Source organism: Nocardiopsis sp. CC223A (genome assembly GCF_030766825.1).
In the GTDB taxonomy this organism is placed as follows: domain Bacteria; phylum Actinomycetota; class Actinomycetes; order Streptosporangiales; family Streptosporangiaceae; genus Nocardiopsis.
In genome coordinates, this window is sequence record NZ_JASFDV010000063.1 from 1 (window position 1) to 16360 (window position 16360).

Below are 16360 nucleotides of genomic sequence, written 5' to 3' on the forward strand. Positions count from 1 at the left end.
CCGCCCACCCGGGCGCCCGCCCCGCCGACCCCCTCGGCGGCCAGCGCCAGCAGCGTCAGCAACCGGGCCTCGTCGGCGGGCGCGGGCACCCGCAGCCGCAGGTGGACGACGAACACCGTGCCCGCCGGGAGCACCTCCCACTGCCACAGCAGACCGGGCCGGACCGTCCCGGCGGCGGGGTCCACCCGGGTGCCGGTACGCACCGCGATCCCCCAACCCTCCGGCAGGTACGCGAAAGCGTCGTCGACCTCCAGCGCGCTGGCCCGGGGCGCCGTCCCGTCGCCCTCGGCGGCCCCGAACAGCTCGCCGACCCGGCCGGGATCGCCCACCCGCCCGGCCAGGGCGTGCCGCAGCAGCCCGGCCAGGGTGGTGGCGCGCAGCCGGGGCGCGCCGGTGCGCGGCTCCCGGTCCAGGTGCAGGTCCACGTCACTCTGGGCGGCGTGGCGGGGCACCGCCTGGGCGGCGCCGACGTGGGTGTCGGAGAGCAGGCACCAACGACCGGTGACCTCCCACAGCACCCCGGGTCCGACGGTGCTCACCGGCGACCTCCCTGGACGTGCGCCGTGTCGCGGGCGCGCAGCACCCGAGCGGTCTCGGTCAGCCAGGAGGACACCAGCGCCAGGCACAGCCGGGCGGCGTTCCGGCTCTCCCAGTCGCGGGCGCGCGGCGAGAGTCCGGCCGGGTCGTCGCGCGGCGGCAACCCGTCGGGCAGGGACAGGTCCACCGCGGCGATGGCGGCCGCGTAGGCGGGGCTGTGCGCGGGCCGGGGGCGGTTGGCGTCCCACCAGCCGGCCGCGGCCGCTCCCCCGCCGATCCCGGAGAGCCACCCGCGCACCGGGATCGGCGGGCTGCCGGGCGGCACCACCCGGGCCCGGGCCAACGCCCGCAGGGCCCGGTCGTGCAGGGTCTTGGGGGAGCCGCCTCCGGAACGCTCCCCGGTCAGGACCCCGGACAGCTCGTCCAGGGCGGTGTCCGCGCCGTGGTGCGGGTGGGTGATCGTCTCCCGCAGCCGCCCGATCAGACTGGGGGTGAGGGGTTCCAGGCGGCGGGCGGACCGGCGGGCCAGCATCCGGGCGTGGTCGCGGACCGGTCCGGCGGCGGCGTTCCACAGCAGTTCGTCGTACAGGACGGCCAACCCCGGATCGCCCCACTCCAGGGGGCCCTGCGCGGGGACGACGCCGCCGTCGGGCAGGGCGACGGTCCCGTCGGGCCGCCCCACCAGGGGCACCGCCTCGGGCGCGGGCGGCAGCAGGCCCCGCGGGGGCGGGTCCAGCAGCACGAACTGGCCGTGGCCGTCGGTCACACGGTCGCCCAACGGGTCGGCCTCGATCGCCCGGACCAGGGACTCGGGCAGGGCGCGGTCCAGCCGCAGCCGCACCACCGCGCCGGGGGCGGCCGCCCGCCGCTGGGCCATCGGCCCGTGGTAGCCGCGGTGGTAGGCACCGACCACGGTCGACTCCACATGGGAGGCGATCACCCGCACGTCGGCCCCCGGCAGGTGCCGGGCCAGGAGTGCGCGGGCCTCCCCGGCCAGAGCGCCGGGGGCGTACTGGCCGTGCGCGCCCACCACCAGTGCCGGGGACAGCAGCAGCAGGTCGAAGGGTTCCCCGGCCGCCCAGGAGCGCCGTCCCGCCGGGACGGCCCGGTCCGGGGAGAGCGGGGTATCGGGGTCCACCGGGGTCACGCGCACCCCGCCGTGCGCGCGGGTGCCGCCCGAGCCCAGGGTGAGCGTGCCCCGCGCGGCGTCCAGCACCCCGATGACGCGCTCCGCGAGCTCCGCCAGGCCGGCGGGGTCCCGGGCCAGCAGCTGCCAGCGCGCCTCGAAGACCTGGCCGGAGTCCAGGGCCGTGGTGAAGAACGGCACCCCCCGGTCGGGGTCGCCGGTGCGCGCCCGCCCCAGGTAGCGCTCGGTGGTGGTGCGCACCCGCGCCCGCAGTGACCGGTCCAGGGTGATGGGGTCGCGCACCGCCCGGTAGGGCACGGTCGGGTCGGGGTCGGCGAACACGTCCGCCATCGTGTCGCTGTTCTTGCCCAGGGTGTACAGGTAGGCGGGCGGCGGGTAGGCCGCCCGGGCCCGCTCCGGGCCCGGCAGGTCCGGGTCGGCCCCCGGTTCCAACCGCGGGTGGGCGGCGGCGAACCGGATACCGCCGCCGTCGGCGACCCACGCGCGTTCCTCCCCCTCCAGCCCGGCCCGGCGCAGCGCCGCGGCGAACATCCCGCGCTGGGCGCGCCCGCCGATGACGTGTTCGGAGTCGATCCGCAGCGGGTCGAAGGAGGTGCGCACCACCAGGGTGTCCGCCAGGACGTAGCGCAGCGGCAGGTAGCCGCTCGCCCCGCTCACCGCGGTTCCCGCACGGGCGGGGCGGCCAGCCGCAGGGTGAGGGCGTCCGGGTCCTCCTCCGGGGTCCCGGCCAGGCGCACGTCGACCCGGCCCCGGCCCCGGGTGCCCTTGAGGCCGATCCCGGTGGTCGCCAAACAGGCGCGGGCCAGCAGCCGCCAGTGGTCCGGTCCCGGCTCCTGGGCCCAGGTCAGCGCCGAGGTCAGGACCAGGCCGGGCAGCAGCACCCGGTGGGTGCGCAGCCGCCCCGGTTCGGCGGCCCCGTGCGGGCCGGTCTCGATCCCGGTCTCCAGCACGGTGTGGGCGTCGGTCACCGCGCGGCGCAGCACCACCCGCGCCGACTCCGACCGGCCCGCCAGCGCGCGGGCGACCGCGGTGCGCACCGCGTCCCCGGCGACGGCGTGCCCCACCCGCAGCATGCGGTCGCGGCCGTGCGAGCGCCCCCGGCCGAACACCTCGCCCACCGCGCCCTCCAGGCCCGGGGACACCGCCAGGGCGCTCCGGGCCCCCGCGCGCAGCCGCGCCGCAAGCCGGTGGCGGGGCAGGTAGGGCAGCCCGTGGTCGTCGGTGACCACGTCGGTGTCGGCGCCGGTGCCGTCGGCGCTGGCCCCCACGAACAGCGCGGGTGAGGCCAGCCGCACGACGATGCGTTCGGGTGCGTTCACCGGGGATCACCCCCGGGGCCGCCGCGGGCCGCCGAGAGGCGGGGGTCCAGGGCCCGGGACAGCCCCGGGTCCAGGTACAGGTCCATCATCTCCACGGCGTCGAGCAGGGCCGCGGACTCCCAGTCCCGGGGCAGGTCCACCGGACCGCCGGTCACCCGGGCGCGCCGGGTGATCTCCGGGACCGGGTCGGCACCCGACTCCAGCAGCGGTACCAGCGACGAGATCAGCCAGCCCCGCCGCCGGGAGTCGCCCTCGGCGGTCAGGCTCCCCGGGGCGTCCGGGTCCAGGTACCGCTCCAGGAAGCGGGTGAACCCGCTGCCGGTCAGCGGCAGGCCGGTACGCGGCACCGGGCCCCGACGGGCCGCCTCCCAGCGGGCGAGCACCCGGTCCACCCCGTCCACCCGGGTCGTCCACGCCACCATGTGCTCGTCGGGGGCACCGCCCTCCATCGCCGCCACCCGGTGCCGCTTGGCGGTACGGCACATCGCCTCGCACAGCTCGTGCCCCAGCGACAGGGGCGCGCCCACCGGCTGCACGGCGACGCCCACGCCCACCGTCGGCACGAACGTGGTGTGGCGGTGACCGCCGTGCCCGACCACGGTGCGCCCGCCACCGGGCCGGTCGCCGTGCGCGGCGACCAGCGTGCGGTGCAGCGCCGTGCGGGGATCGGCCGGGTCTCCGATCCCCTCCGGGTCCGCGTCCAGCCAATCCAGGGCGTACCGGACCAGGGGCAGGGCCAGCCGCGCGTCGCACAGGACGGTCAGGTCGTCCCCGGCCACCACGATCGGCCGCACCGGCAACCGGACGGGGCCCGACGGCTCGTGGTCCAGGGCGATCGAACGCGCCCCGCCCGGGATGACCGGCTCCCGGCCCGGGTCCGCGCGCACCGTCGCCGCCACCGCGCGCACCAGCACCCGTGCCAGGGCACCGGTGAGGTCCGCGATGCGCTGTGACAGCCGCCGCTGCGCCAGGGCCCCGGAACCGGGCACGCGCCGGTCGCCCGCCCGCTCGCGGTACTCGCCCAGGATCGCGCCCAACCCGTTGACGTCCAGGTGCACCACAGCGATCCGGCTGACCCCGCCCGGTTCCCGGCCCAGCCGGTCCACCTCCATCGGCAGAGCCAGCCGCGGCGCCCCGGTGGCGGTGACCGCGCCGGCGGCCCAGGCGGCGCTGTGCGCGCGGTGCCAGCGGCGGCCGATCCCCCTGGCGCGCGCCACGTCGGCGCTCACCCGTTCGGGGACCCCGGGCCGGTCGTCCTGGGCACGGCTGGGGTCGAGCACCTCGGCCGGGCCGCCGCCCACCGCGCACACAGCGGTGATCCCGTACCCGTGCGCCGGGTCGTGCAGGGTGGACATGTGCCCGCGAGCCCGCCGCAACCGGTCCGGCAGCAGGGCCAGGGCCTCGTCCACGTCGTGTGCCCGGGCCGGTTCCCCCTCCGGGGCGGAGGGCCCGTAGGGCACGTGCGCCACCACCGGGATGAGGTCGCCGGCGCGTTCACGCAGCACCCGGGTGTAGCGGGCGGTGAAGAGCCGGGCCGCCGCCGCGTCGGGCAGCACCACGGTGAGCGCCCCGCCCGCGTCGCGCAGCACCGTGCAGTCGTCGGGGACCAGGTCGGCGATCCCCCGCACCGGGTCGGAGGTGTCGGTGAGTTCGGCGACCAGGGCGGCCCGGCCCACCGCGTCCAGGATGCGCCGCCCGCTGTAGACATAGGCCTGGATGCCGCGCAGGTCCACGCCGACCAGCACGCCGCGCGCCGGGGGCGCGGACACGCCGACGGCGGACCGGTGCTGCTCGGAGACGGAGGTCACCGTGTCGAGACTCCTCGTCGCGTGGCCGGGCGGGGGCAGGGCGTGGGCCGGGCGGGACCCGCCCATCACTCTCGGACGGCGGGGCCCCGTCGACGGCCGACAGCCCACAACCCTTACCAGTCGAACGGTGGCGGAGCATCCCCGGACGAGGGGTTGGCCCGAACCGGCCACCCCCGGGAACGGGCCCGGACGGCCGCCGCCCGTGTCTGTCCGAGAGGGTTTCCATGCACGGACCGCCCACGGCATGGAGGTTCCCCGGTGTCACCGCACACACCCGAGACGATCGCCCCGCACGAACCCGCTCCGACCGGCCCGGCCGCCCCGCCGGGACCCGCCCCGCTCACCCCGCAGGACCTGGTCCCGCACCTGCGCGATCTGGCGCGCTCCCTGCGCGAGCGGGCCGCGGACCACCGTTCCTCCTGACCCGGACGGGCACCACCGCCCACGGTCCGCCCCCGGAACGCCCCGACCGGAGCCGTTCCGCACCGGTTCCCCGGCCCCACCCCGCCGGGACCCGCACGGCGACGAGATCCACCGCCCCCGCGCCCTTCGACCCCGCGTGCAGGCGGCCTCGCCGGTCCGGTCACCCCTCTCCTCCCGCGCCCCGACCCTTGCGCGTGCGCATGCGCGAGAACCGACGACGGCTCCGGCACGGATCTCCCAGGCCACCGCTCAGTCGAAGAGCAGGCCCTTGAACTCCTCCAGTTCGGCCACCGCCGCCCCTGCCTCCAGCGGCCCCGGCTCGGTCCGGGCGGGCAACCGCCGGGGGGCGCGGCGGATCCGCTGGGCCACCGTCCCGGTGGCCTGGGCGTCCCGGGTCACGGTGTCCACCAGCACCGAGCCGAAACCCTGCGCCGTGTACTTGCCCACGCCGGTCAGCTCCACCAGTTCGAGCAGGGCGGTGAAGACCTCGGCGTGCCGCCGGTCCCCGCCGGTCAGCTCCAGGCGCAGCCCGCCCTGCCAGCCCAGGACGGTGCGGCCCTCGGCCTGGTGGTGTTCGGCCAGCCGAACCTCCTCGCCGGGCACCGGGAGGCGGCGTACCAGGTCCAGTCCCTCGAACGCCGACTCCAGCCAGGCCCCCGACAGCGCGGGCGGCGCGAACCTGGCGACCGCGCCCATCGCCCCGCTGCCGCCGACGATCCCGCCGCCGGAGCGGTGCACGGCACCGAAGATCCGGCGCGGCGCCGGCCACACGTGCGGGATGCGCTCACCGGAGGTGTCCCGGGTGGCGGTCACCACGGGGGTGCGGCTGCGCAGCTCGGCCGAACGGACCGGCGCCGGTCCCCGTGGACCGGCCAGCATCTCCCCGTAGCAGCGATCGAAGGTGCGGGTCACCGAGAGCGGTTCGAGCAGGTGGTCACCGATCCGCTGGACCCGGCCCACCGCCTCCTCGGGGTCCGAGGGCGGCGGCACCTCGTCGTCCAGCCAGGTCAGAGTCCAGTGGTACAACCGGTCGCCCAGCGGGGCGGGCCAGCCGTTCATCGCCCACCGCTTGGCCAGCGCGTGTTCCTCCGGGGGGTGGGGCCACCAGCGGTTGAGCAGGCCGTGGCAGTCCTCGGGGCGGATCGGGCGCGCCGTGTCGGCCTGGTCTCGCAGGATCACGGTCCATCGTCTCGGCACCGACACCACCGCCCCTTCGAGGCTCGCGCCGTGGATTTCTCTCGGACAGATGTTTTCTCTCGGACAAGTGTTCCGGCAAGGCGTCAGCGACGGGTCATCTCCGCGATCCTCACCACCGTCCGCCAGTTGCGCCCGGTGACGGAGCCGTCCGTGTACCGGGCCACCACCTCGGGCAGCCGGGCGAAGCGCAGGCCCTCCTCGTGAGCGGTGTACGCCTCGGTCGCGGTCACCGCGAGGCGCTCACGCGGGTACTCCGCCGTGTCCAGAGCGGACAGCGCCTCGGTGTCGAGCGTCCCGGAGCAGAACAGGACGAGGAAACGGGAGGGGTCGCCGACCTCCAGCGGGTTGGCCGCCACCGCGGCGTCGAACGCCTCGGCGGTGCGCACCACCACCGGAACCTCCAGCCCGAACCGTTCGCCCAGCCCCGCCCCCACCGCCGCGGCCACCGCGTCCGGCCCCTCGTCCCCCGAGGTGACCACCGCGTTCCCGCTCTGTAGGTGGGTGGCGACGTCCCGGTACCCCAGGTCGCCGAGCAGACCCCGCAGGTCGGCCATGGCGATCCGGTTGTGCGCACCGACGTTGATCCCGCGCAGCAACACCACATAGACACCCATGGGGTCATTGTGCCGACCGGTACCGGCGGCCCAGCCCGTACCCTGGTGAACGCCGCGCTGTTGCACCGAATCCCGGAGACGCCGTGACCCGCCTGAGCCACACGTTCGACCTCGCCCCCGCCGACCGGGAGACCGTGGACCGGATCGTCGCGGGCCTGTACGAGGTGGCCGGAGCCTGCCGGTTCGACGGACGCGGCTGGCTGCTGCCGCCCGACGAGGAGGACCTCGCCCCGCTCATCGCACGAGCGGGCGAGCTCGGGCTCATCGACGTGCGCGAACGCGCCGAGCGGCTGGCCCGGCGGGAGGCCGCCGCCACGGAGCTGCGCGAGGGCTCACCCGGCCCCGAACGCCGGGAGGCGCTCAAGGCCCTGGCGTCCCGACCGGGGCTACAGCTCCAGACCGGCCGCCACCTCCAGGAGCGCGCCCACTACCTGGTCGCCGAACTCTCCCCCGAGGGGATCCCCATCGAACCCGGCGACGACGAGGCCAAGGGGTGGAGCAGCACCGGCGTCACCGTCACCTCCTGGGACTCGTGGGGCCGGGCCGCCGTGGAGTACGCCATGCCCGACACCGTCGGCACCGGCGACGCCCCGGTGACCTGGGGCGCGGTGTCCCACGACGGGGCGGCCGGCACCCTGGACTGGACCCTGGACATCCGGCTGCCCGGGCGCGGGGCCCGGCTGCGCTCGGCCTCGGCCTCCCTGCACCTGGACCTGGACGCCTGGTACGCCGCCCTGGAGGACGGCCCGGTGCCGCCGGTGCACCTGACCGCCACCCACGCCATGGCCCGGGTGGAGGGGTGGGTCAACGCGACGTCCACCCCACTGGGGCGCTGGTCGGTGGAGGCCGTCCTGGACGTGCGCGGCAGGGGGCTGTACAAACCGTTCGTGGCAGCGGCCCTGTGGGCGACGCGTACCTCCTTCCGCAGGCGGGACGCCCGGATCCGACGGGAGGGCGCCGACGAGCCGACCGTGGCCGACCAGCTGGAGCAGGCGGCCCGGAGCTGGGACGCCGTGGTGCGCTCCGCGCCGGAGATCCCCGCCCTGCTGACCGAACTGGCCCGGATCCTGGCGCGGGCGCACCGCCCCTGACCCCTCCCCGGCCGCGCGCCCGCCGCCCACCACCGGCCCCCGAAGAGCGGTCGTGGGCACCGCCCCCCGCGGTCACTCCTGGTCGGCACCCCAGCCGGTGAGGGAGCGCACCCGCAGCTCGGTGAACCGGGCACTGTTGCGCTCGGGCGAGAGCAGGCTGCCCGCCACCGCGCAGGCGAACCCGACGGGCACCGCGATCAGCGCCGGGTTCTCCATGGGGAAGAACCCGATGTCGATCCAGGACGGCAGCACCGACAGGTTCGCCCCGGTGACCGGGTCGGTCTTGCCCGACATCACCGGCGAGAACAGCATGAGCAGCAGTGTGGACGCCAGCCCGCCGTAGATGCCCCACTCCACGCCCTTGGTGTTGAACCGGCGCCAGAACATGGTGAGCACGATGACCGGCAGGTTGGCCGCCGCCGCGATGGCGAAGGCCAGGCCCACCAGGAACGCCACGTTCTGCTCCTGGGCCTGCACGGCCAGCGCGATGGCCACCGCGCCGATCAGGCACGCGGAGAACCGGGCCACCGCCACCTCCTGCGACTCGCGCGGGCGCCCCCACATGAGGATGTGCCCGAACAGGTCGTGGGCGATGGAGGAGGACGAGGCCAGGGTGAGGCTGGCGATGACCGCCAGGATGGTCGCCAGCGCCACCGCGGAGATCAGCGCGAGCAGCACCGCGGCGCCGACCGGCCCGGCGGTGAGCCGCCCCAGCTCCTCGGCGAGCATCGGCACCGCGCTGTTGCCGGAGGGGTCCAGCGCCAGGATGCGCTCGGAGCCCACCAGGGCGGCCGCCCCGAACCCCAGGGCGAGGGTCATCAGGTAGAAGGCCCCGACCATGAGGATGGCGCGGTTGACCGAGGAGCGCGCCGAACGCCCGTCGGGCACGGTGTAGAAGCGGATGAGGATGTGCGGCAGGGCGACCGTGCCCAGCACCAGGGCCAGGCCCAGGCTGATCAGGTCGAGCTTGTTGAACAGGGTGGTCGCCGGCTCCCCCGGCACCTCCACGCCGAAGCCCAGTCCCGGCTCCAGGAACGCCGACCCGTGGCCGCTGGCGTCGGCGGCGGCGCCCAGCAGGGCGCGCGGGTCGAACGAGAACATGGCCAGGACCAGCACGGTGAGCAGCCCGGTGGCGCCCAGCAGCACGACCGCCTTGATGATCTGCAACCAGGTGGCCGCCTTCATCCCGCCGTACATGACGTAGACGATCATCAGCACCCCGACCAGCACGATCGCGCCGGTGCGGGCCTGGGCGGCGTCCACCCCCAGGAAGGTGCCGCCGTCGTGCAGCCCGAGCAGGACCGACACCAGCGCGCCGGCGCCGACCATCTGGGCCACCAGGTAGAACACGCACACGGTGACGGTGGAGACCGTGCAGGCCAGCCGCACCCGCATCCGGCGCATCCGGAACGCGGGCAGGTCGGCCATGGTGAACCGGCCGGTGTTGCGCATCAGCTGAGCCATCGGCAGTACCAGCAGCCAGGCCACCAGGAAGCCGATGGAGTACAGGAACCCGTCGTAGCCCTGGAGGGCGATCATCCCGGCGATGCCCAGGAACGAGGCGGCGGACAGGTAGTCGCCGGTGAGCGCCAGCCCGTTCTGAGTGCTGGAGAAGCCGCGCCCGCCCGCGTAGTAGTCGACGGCGCCCTTGGTGGTGCGCCGGGCCCGGATGGTGATGGCCAGGGTGATCAGGACGAACAGGGCGCACAGCCCGACGGTCCAGACATGCGCGACACCGAACCGGCCGTCCAGTGCGGTGGGCGCGGCGAGGACGTGATCGGTGCCGCCCCCCGTGACGGCACCGATCACCCCGGTGGCGACGGCCGCGGTCATGGGCGCACCGCCGTGCCGTTCGGCCCGTCCGGCCCGGTCCGGTGCGGTCGGGCGCCCCCGGCGGCCCGGTCCCGGATCTGCTCGGCCAGCGGGTCGATCGTGCGCTCCGAGAAACGGCCGAACGCCCAGGCCAGCACGAAGGTGAGCAGGAACTGCCCTATTCCCATGACCAGGGCGACATTGACGGATTCGACGATCTGGACGCTCATGAAATCGCGCGCGTAGGCCGACAGCAGCAGATAGGACATGTAACTGCCGAGGAAGGCGGCGACCAGCAGGCCCGCCTGGATCGCGAATCTCCTTCGTAGTTTGATGAAGCTCGGATCGACGGACATGCGTTCGCAGGTATGGGCGATATCGGCCTGCGCGCGTCGCCGCGCCGCCGCCGACCTGCCCGGGGGCGCGTGGAGTTCCCCTCCGGAGTCCGGTACGCGCCTTCTGTAGACGCCCTCCATGTAATCGACCACGGCCCTCCCCCTGAATTCACCTTCTCCCGGACACCGCTCCCCCGCGGCCCCGTCACCGTTCGGCGCGCCGTCCGCGGCGGGCGTGTGCGAACCCCCGCGCCGCGGACGCCCCCTATTCCCGAGCGGTACGGGCAACACCCTAGCCACGGGTCCGGGCCCGTGTTCATCAAATGCACAAATCGGCCGACGGAAATCACCGTCCACCGTTCCGGGAACGGACGAAGAAGAAGTGACGACCACAGGGAACACCAAATCACCGCACATCGCGCGACCCGGATCACCGTCGCACGGAAGCGGGGAGGGGCCTGTTCAACGCGGGCGTACCGGAGTCGTCGGGCCGCAACGGCCCCCGGTCTTCGCTAGGCTTCGGGGCGACCCCGAACCCCTGCACGGCGAACCCGGTGAAGATCCGGCCGTTTCGTTCGTACAGGTGTATGATCAGGGGGTCCTGCACTGTTCAACGCGATACCGAAGGGAAATCCCCGCCGTGGTCACCGAGGTCTTCACGCGCAAGTACTGCGATCCCCACGCCGTCCGCGAGGAGAAGGTCGAGGCGACTGAGGTCATCCAGTTCGCCTGGGACGGCACCGTCCGCGAGGTCGACGCCTGCGCCGACTGCTTCAAGGAGCACGAGGCCCGCTTCGAGCCGCTGGTCGACTACTCGCGCCCGGTCAAGAAGCGCCGCGCCACCAAGAAGCCCGCCGAGACCGCGAGCGCCGAGGCCGACGAGAGCGGCGAGTAACACCCGCGCCCGGTCCGGCACCGCCCGCGGCCGCCCGCGCACCCGAGCACTCCTCCACGGACGAGCGCTCCCGTGCCCCAGGAGACGACCTCGACGCGTCGAGCACGAACGGGGGCCGGCGGCACCCCGGTGCCGCCGGCCCCCGTTCCGCGTGTCCGGCGGACGTCAGCCGCGGCCCATCAGGCGGGCCAGGCGGCCCTCGCGCTCACCACCGGAGGGACCGGACTGAAGGGCCTCGGCGACCGGGAGACGGGCGTGCACGTACGAACCCCCCTGCATCCGCACCGAGGCGCCGAAGCGGTTCATGATCCGCAGCATCGCGGTGTTGGACAGAGTGGTCTCCGCGCGCACCTCCGCCAGCCCCCAGTCGGCGGCGATGACGGTCAGCGCACGGGTCAGCGCGGTGCCCACACCGCGGCCCTGCCAGGCGTCCTCCACCAGGAACGCGATCTCCCCGACGCCCGGGTCCAGGGTGTACATGAGGTGGCCCAGGGCCACCGGCTCCTCCTCGCCCTGCAACCGCACCGCCAGCGTCAGCCCGCGGTCGGGGTCGCAGAACACACGGAGCATCTGCGGGGTCGGCTCGGTCATCCCCGCCAGGTAGCGCCCGCGCACCGTCTCGGGGGTGCAGCGGCGGTGCAGGTCCACCACGGCGGGCGCGTCCGTCTCGCGCACCTGGCGCAACGACAGCGGGACCCCCTCGTCGGTGCGGACGATCCGGTCGGTGGGCACCGGACCGGTCGAGGGCATCACCGAGCGCACCAGGGCGTCGGCGCGGCTGGACTCGGTCCAGGTGAAGGGGCGGGAGGCACGCCGCACCAGCACCCCGCGCAGCGGGCCGACCGGCACCAGCATGGAGGTGCCCGGCTCCAGTTCGTCGGAGCCCTCGGCCCGGGTCAGGTTGGTCCAGCGGGCCTCGTCGGCCATCAGCAGCTCGGCCAGGGCGTCGGGCAGCCGGTTGGGGTGGGCGCGCAGCCGTGCGGTGAGCAGCAGCGCCCGAGTCACGTCGTCGCCGACCTCGCGCCGGTGGGCGGGGACCGCCGTCACCGTCCCGGTCGGGCAGTGCTCCTGGAGCGCGCGCAGCGCCGCCCCGTGGTCTCCGGGGATGTCCACCACGAACTCGTCCACCACGCCCGAGACGTCGGTGTGGATGGACAGTCCCACGATGTCGCCACCGCGGCCCGCGAGGGCGTCGACGAGTCCGGCCAGACCTCCGGGCCGGTCCTCGACCGCGGTTCTGATGCGCCACAGGCCCACTGCGTCCCCCTGAAGAGAAGATGCACCCGCCGCCGCGGGACGACGCTGTCGCCGCGGCGGCGGGACGCGCACCGACGTGATTCCAGATTCGGGGGTGGAGGTTTCCGACAGGTTAGGCGCCGGTTGAGTTCTCCGTCCGGTTTCCGGGAAGGCGGTTCAGGGGCGGCCGTGGGCCAGGACACCGTCCTTCCACACCGCGGCGACCTGGGGGACACCCGGCCGGTAGGCCAGGTAGAGGTGGTTGGGCGCGTCCAGCAGCACCAGGTCGGCGCGGGCGCCCGGGGACAGCCGGCCCACGTCGGTGCGGCGCAGCGCCGCCGCCCCGCCCGCGGTGGCCGCCCACACCGCCTCGTCGGGGGTCATCCCCATGTCGCGCACCGCGACGGCGATGCAGAACGCCAGGCTGGAGGTGAAGCACGACCCCGGATTGCAGTCGCTGGCCAGGGCCACGACCGCGCCCGCGTCGATGAGCGCACGCGCGTCCGGGTAGCTCTGCCGGGTGGCGAAGTCCACCCCCGGCAGCAGGGTCGCCACGGTCGGCTCGGCCCGCCCGCCCGCCTGCGCCAGCGCGTCCACGTCCGCGGCCGAAAGGTAGGTGCAGTGGTCCACCGACGCCGCGCCCATCTCCACCGCCAGCCGGACCCCCGGGCCCTCGCCCAGCTGGTTGCCGTGAACGCGGGGCAGCAGCCCGCGCTCCATCCCGGCGGCCAGGACCCGGCGCGAGGCCTCCTCCTCGAAGGCGCCGCGCTCGCAGAACACGTCGATCCACCGCGCGTACGGGGCGCACGCGTCCAGCATCGGGCCGGTGACCAGGTCCACGTACCCCTGCGGGTCGTCGGCGTACTCGGGGGCCACCACGTGCGCCCCCAGGAAGGTGACCTCGTCGGTCACCCGCCCCGCCACCTCCAGGGACCGCGCCTCGTCGGCGACGGTCAGCCCGTACCCGGACTTGACCTCCAGGGTGGTCGTGCCCTGGGCGCGCGCCTCGGCGACGAAGCCGCGCGCCCGTCCCAGCAGCTCGGCGTCCGAGGCCGCCCGGGTGGCCGCCACGGTGGTGCGGATGCCCCCGGCGGAGTAGGGGGTCCCGCTCATCCGGGCGGCGAACTCGCGGCTGCGGTCACCCGCGAACACGATGTGGGAGTGGGAGTCCACGAACCCGGGGATGACGCACCGCCCGGCGGCGTCCACCCGCGCGTCGGCGGCCGGGGCGCGACCGCGCGGACCGGCCCACGCCACCGTCCCGCCCTCGATGACCAGGGCGGCGTCCTCGACGGCGCCGACCACCCCCTCCCCCAGTTCCGGGTCGTTGGTGACCAGTGTGGCGATGTCGTCGATGAGGATGCTCTCGGGCACGTCGGTCACGTGAGGATCTCCTTGGTCACCGTGTCGAGGTCGCGGGCGAGGTCGGGCATGCGGGTGTGGACGCCGTCGCGGACGGTCCAACGACCGTCGGCCATCACGTGGCGCACGTCGCAGGCGTCGGCGCCGAACACCACCGCGTCCACCCCGCGCGCCGGGTCGGCCCCGGCCAGCCGCACCCCCTCCAGGGGCACGTTGACCAGGTCGGCGCGGGCCCCCGCGGCCAGCGTTCCCGCGTCGGCCCAGCCCAGGGTGTCGTGGGCGGTGGCGGCGCGCAGCAGGTCGCCCGAACCCAGGGTCCCCCGCCGGTGGGTGCGCAGCCGCTCGTGCAGCTCCACGGCGCGCGCCTCCTCGAACATGTCGATCCGGGCGTGCTGGTCACTGCCCAGGCTCAGCCTGCGGGCGTCCAGGTCGCCGGTGCGGGGCAGGCCGTCGGCCAGGTCGCGTTCGGTGGTGGGGCACAGGCACACCACCGAGCGGGTGCCGCGGATCGCGGCGACGTCGCCGTCGGTGAGGTGGGTGGCGTGCACCAGGCTGGTGCGCTCCCCCAGCAGTCCGGCCTCGCCCAGCACCGCGGTGGGGGTGCGGCCGTGGGCGGCCAGGCAGGCCGCGTTCTCGGCGGGCTGCTCCGACAGGTGGACGTGCAGCGGGCCGCCGATCCCCGCGGCGGCTGCCGCCACCTCGGGCAGCGCCCGCACCGGGACCGCACGCACCGAGTGGGCGGCCGTGCCCAGCAGCGCGTGGTCGGGCAGCGGCCCGAACGAGCGGACCCGCTCGGCCCACCCGGCGGCGTCGCCGTCGCCGAACCGCACCTGGGGTCCGGCCAGCGGCCGGTACGACCCGTCCGGCTCCAGCCCGCCCGCCAGGTAGCAGACGTCGAGCAGGGTCAGCCGCACCCCGGCGTCGGCGGCGGCCGCCACCAGCACCCGCCCCATCTCGTTGGGGTCGGTGTAGCGGCCCCCGCCCGGGGCGTGGTGCAGGTAGTGGAACTCGCCCACGCACGTCACCCCGGCCAGGGCCATCTCCGCGTAGACCGCCCGGGCCAGGCGCAGGTAGGTGTCCGGGTCGAGCCGGTCGGCCACCCGGTACATCACCTCGCGCCAGGTCCAGAACGAGCCGCCGTCGGCGTGGGTGCGCCCGCGCAGCGCCCGGTGGAAGGCGTGCGAGTGCGCGTCGGCCAGCCCCGGCAGGGTCACCCCGGGCAGCACCTCGGCGTCCGCGCAGGGCCCGGTCCCGGCCGTGACCGCGGTGAACCGGCCGTCGGCGACCTCCAACAGCACCCCCGGTTCGGGGGTGCCGTCGGCGGAACCGGTCCAGGCCCATTCGCACCACAGGCGGGTCGGCGCGCTCATCGGACCGCCTCCCCGGTGAGCAGGTCGGCCAGGACGTCGGCCAGTGCGAGGACCCCGGCGTGGCAGTCGTCCGGGCGCGCCCACTCGTGCGGGGAGTGCGACACCCCGGTGGGGTTGCGCACGTACAGCATCGCGGTGGGCACGTGCGCGGCCAGCACCCCGGCATCGTGCCCGGCACCGGTGGGCAGTACCGGCACCGCCGGGCCGTCCCCGGCGACCACCGCTCCGAGCCGGTCGCGCAGGCCCTCGGTGAAGGCCACCAGCGGGGTGCGGGACTCGGCGGTCACCGCCACCTGCACGCCGTGGTCGAGGGCGGTGCGCTCGGCGGCCCCGCGCACCCCGGCCACGACCGCCTCCAGTGCGGCGTCGTCGGCGGCCCGGGCGTCCAGCCAGGCGTTGACCAGCGACGGGATCGCGTTGGTGCCGTTGGGGGTGACCCGGGCCTTGGCGACGGTGGCGCGGGCACCGTGTGCGGCCGCCATCTCGCGGGCGGCGAGAATGGTGTGCGCGAACGGCAGCATCGGGTCGCTGCGGTCCGCCAACCGGGTGGTCCCCGCGTGGTCGGCCCGGCCGGTGAAGTCCAACCGCCACCGGCCGTGCGGCCAGATGGAGGAGCCCACCCCCACCGCGTGCGGGGTGTCCTCCAGTGCCCGGCCCTGCTCCACGTGCAGCTCCACGAACACGTCGAGCAGCCCCAGGGTCTCGGGGTCGGCGCCGGTGCCCGCCGGGTCCAGCCCGGCCCGTTCCATCGCCGCCGCCCAGGTCGTCCCGTCGGCGTCGGCCAGGCCCAGGGCCCGCTCCGGGGAGATCTCCCCGGTGCTCAGCCGGCTGCCCAGGCAGGGGACGCCGAACCGGCCGCCCTCCTCCTCGACGAACACCACCAGGGCCAGCGGCCGCGCCGGGCGCACCCCGCGCCGGCGCAGCTCGTCCACCGCCGCCAGCGCGCTCACCACCCCCAGCGGGCCGTCGAAGGCCCCGCCCGAGGGCACCGAGTCCAGGTGCGACCCGGTGGCGACGGCGCCCGGCCCCGGGGTGCCCCACCAGGCCCACAGGTTGCCGTTGCGGTCGGTCCGCACGTCCAACCCGCGGGCCTTCGCCTCCTGGACGAACCAGGCCCGGGCGTCGGTGTCGGCGCCCGCCCAGCTGAACCGGCGGTACCCGCCGTCCGGATCCCGGCCCACCGGGGCCAGATCCGCCCACATCCGATCGAACGC

Annotated in this window: 15 protein-coding genes; 3 read left to right on the top strand and 12 right to left on the bottom strand. The window is 75.6% G+C overall.

The genetic code is table 11. The annotated features are described in order from the left end of the window. The 4 genes from QJS33_RS22140 to QJS33_RS22155 form a co-directional block, all read right to left on the bottom strand. Positions 1-539, bottom strand: a 539-nt coding sequence (locus QJS33_RS22140; protein WP_372339697.1) for an RAMP superfamily CRISPR-associated protein, incomplete at its 3' end; no start/stop codon positions are given. Then, positions 536-2341 (bottom strand): hypothetical protein, encoded by a 1806-nt coding sequence (locus QJS33_RS22145; RefSeq protein ID WP_306369964.1) that lies wholly within the window; start codon positions 2339-2341, stop codon positions 536-538. The genes QJS33_RS22140 and QJS33_RS22145, both read right to left, overlap by 4 nt. After that, positions 2338-3003, bottom strand: coding sequence for a hypothetical protein (locus QJS33_RS22150; protein WP_306369965.1), 666 nt, complete (start codon positions 3001-3003; stop codon positions 2338-2340). The genes QJS33_RS22145 and QJS33_RS22150 overlap by 4 nt, the downstream gene beginning before the upstream one ends. Further along, on the bottom strand, positions 3000-4811 hold the full coding sequence (locus tag QJS33_RS22155) for a hypothetical protein (protein ID WP_372339698.1): 1812 nt from the start codon (positions 4809-4811) through the stop codon (positions 3000-3002). The genes QJS33_RS22150 and QJS33_RS22155 overlap by 4 nt, the downstream gene beginning before the upstream one ends. A 258-nt stretch (positions 4812-5069) precedes the next feature. Between QJS33_RS22155 and QJS33_RS22160 the strand changes: the two genes are divergently transcribed. Next, complete coding sequence (locus QJS33_RS22160) at positions 5070-5234, top strand: hypothetical protein (RefSeq protein ID WP_306369966.1); 165 nt, start codon at positions 5070-5072, stop codon at positions 5232-5234. Between the two features lie 249 nt (positions 5235-5483). Here QJS33_RS22160 and cas6 read toward each other — a convergent pair whose 3' ends face one another. Both cas6 and QJS33_RS22170 read right to left on the bottom strand, forming a co-directional pair. Further along, entirely contained in the window at positions 5484-6440 is a 957-nt protein-coding gene (gene cas6, locus QJS33_RS22165) for a CRISPR system precrRNA processing endoribonuclease RAMP protein Cas6 (RefSeq protein WP_306369967.1), read from the bottom strand. A 74-nt stretch (positions 6441-6514) separates the two neighbouring features. After that, positions 6515-7045 (bottom strand): DUF1697 domain-containing protein, encoded by a 531-nt coding sequence (locus tag QJS33_RS22170; protein ID WP_306369968.1) that lies wholly within the window; start codon positions 7043-7045, stop codon positions 6515-6517. Between the two features lie 83 nt (positions 7046-7128). On the opposite strand from QJS33_RS22170, the gene QJS33_RS22175 reads away from it, so the two are divergent. Next, on the top strand, positions 7129-8136 hold the full coding sequence (locus QJS33_RS22175) for a hypothetical protein (protein ID WP_306369969.1): 1008 nt from the start codon (positions 7129-7131) through the stop codon (positions 8134-8136). Between the two features lie 72 nt (positions 8137-8208). On the opposite strand, the gene QJS33_RS22180 is transcribed toward QJS33_RS22175, so the two are convergent. Together QJS33_RS22180 and QJS33_RS22185 are read right to left on the bottom strand one after the other, a co-directional pair. Further along, the gene (locus QJS33_RS22180; RefSeq protein WP_306369970.1) at positions 8209-9969 is read right to left on the bottom strand and encodes a cation acetate symporter; all 1761 of its coding nucleotides are present in this window, start codon (positions 9967-9969) and stop codon (positions 8209-8211) included. Further along, positions 9966-10304, bottom strand: coding sequence for a DUF485 domain-containing protein (locus QJS33_RS22185; RefSeq protein WP_306369971.1), 339 nt, complete (start codon positions 10302-10304; stop codon positions 9966-9968). Before QJS33_RS22185 ends, QJS33_RS22180 begins: the two co-directional genes overlap by 4 nt. A 619-nt stretch (positions 10305-10923) precedes the next feature. Here QJS33_RS22185 and QJS33_RS22190 point away from each other — a divergent pair. Continuing rightward, positions 10924-11178 (top strand): hypothetical protein, encoded by a 255-nt coding sequence (locus tag QJS33_RS22190; RefSeq protein ID WP_306369972.1) that lies wholly within the window; start codon positions 10924-10926, stop codon positions 11176-11178. A 165-nt stretch (positions 11179-11343) separates the two neighbouring features. On the opposite strand, the gene QJS33_RS22195 is transcribed toward QJS33_RS22190, so the two are convergent. The 4 genes from QJS33_RS22195 to QJS33_RS22210 form a co-directional block, all read right to left on the bottom strand. After that, a complete protein-coding gene (locus tag QJS33_RS22195) occupies positions 11344-12435 on the bottom strand; it encodes a GNAT family N-acetyltransferase (RefSeq protein WP_306369973.1) in 1092 nt (363 codons plus the stop codon). A 156-nt stretch (positions 12436-12591) separates the two neighbouring features. Beyond that, entirely contained in the window at positions 12592-13797 is a 1206-nt protein-coding gene (gene hutI / locus QJS33_RS22200; protein WP_306369974.1) for an imidazolonepropionase, read from the bottom strand. Further along, entirely contained in the window at positions 13794-15146 is a 1353-nt protein-coding gene (locus QJS33_RS22205; RefSeq protein ID WP_306369975.1) for a formimidoylglutamate deiminase, read from the bottom strand. Before QJS33_RS22205 ends, hutI begins: the two co-directional genes overlap by 4 nt. Beyond that, the gene (locus tag QJS33_RS22210; RefSeq protein ID WP_372339699.1) at positions 15143-16348 is read right to left on the bottom strand and encodes an allantoate amidohydrolase; all 1206 of its coding nucleotides are present in this window, start codon (positions 16346-16348) and stop codon (positions 15143-15145) included. The genes QJS33_RS22205 and QJS33_RS22210 overlap by 4 nt, the downstream gene beginning before the upstream one ends. Positions 16349-16360: the final 12 nt, after the last annotated feature.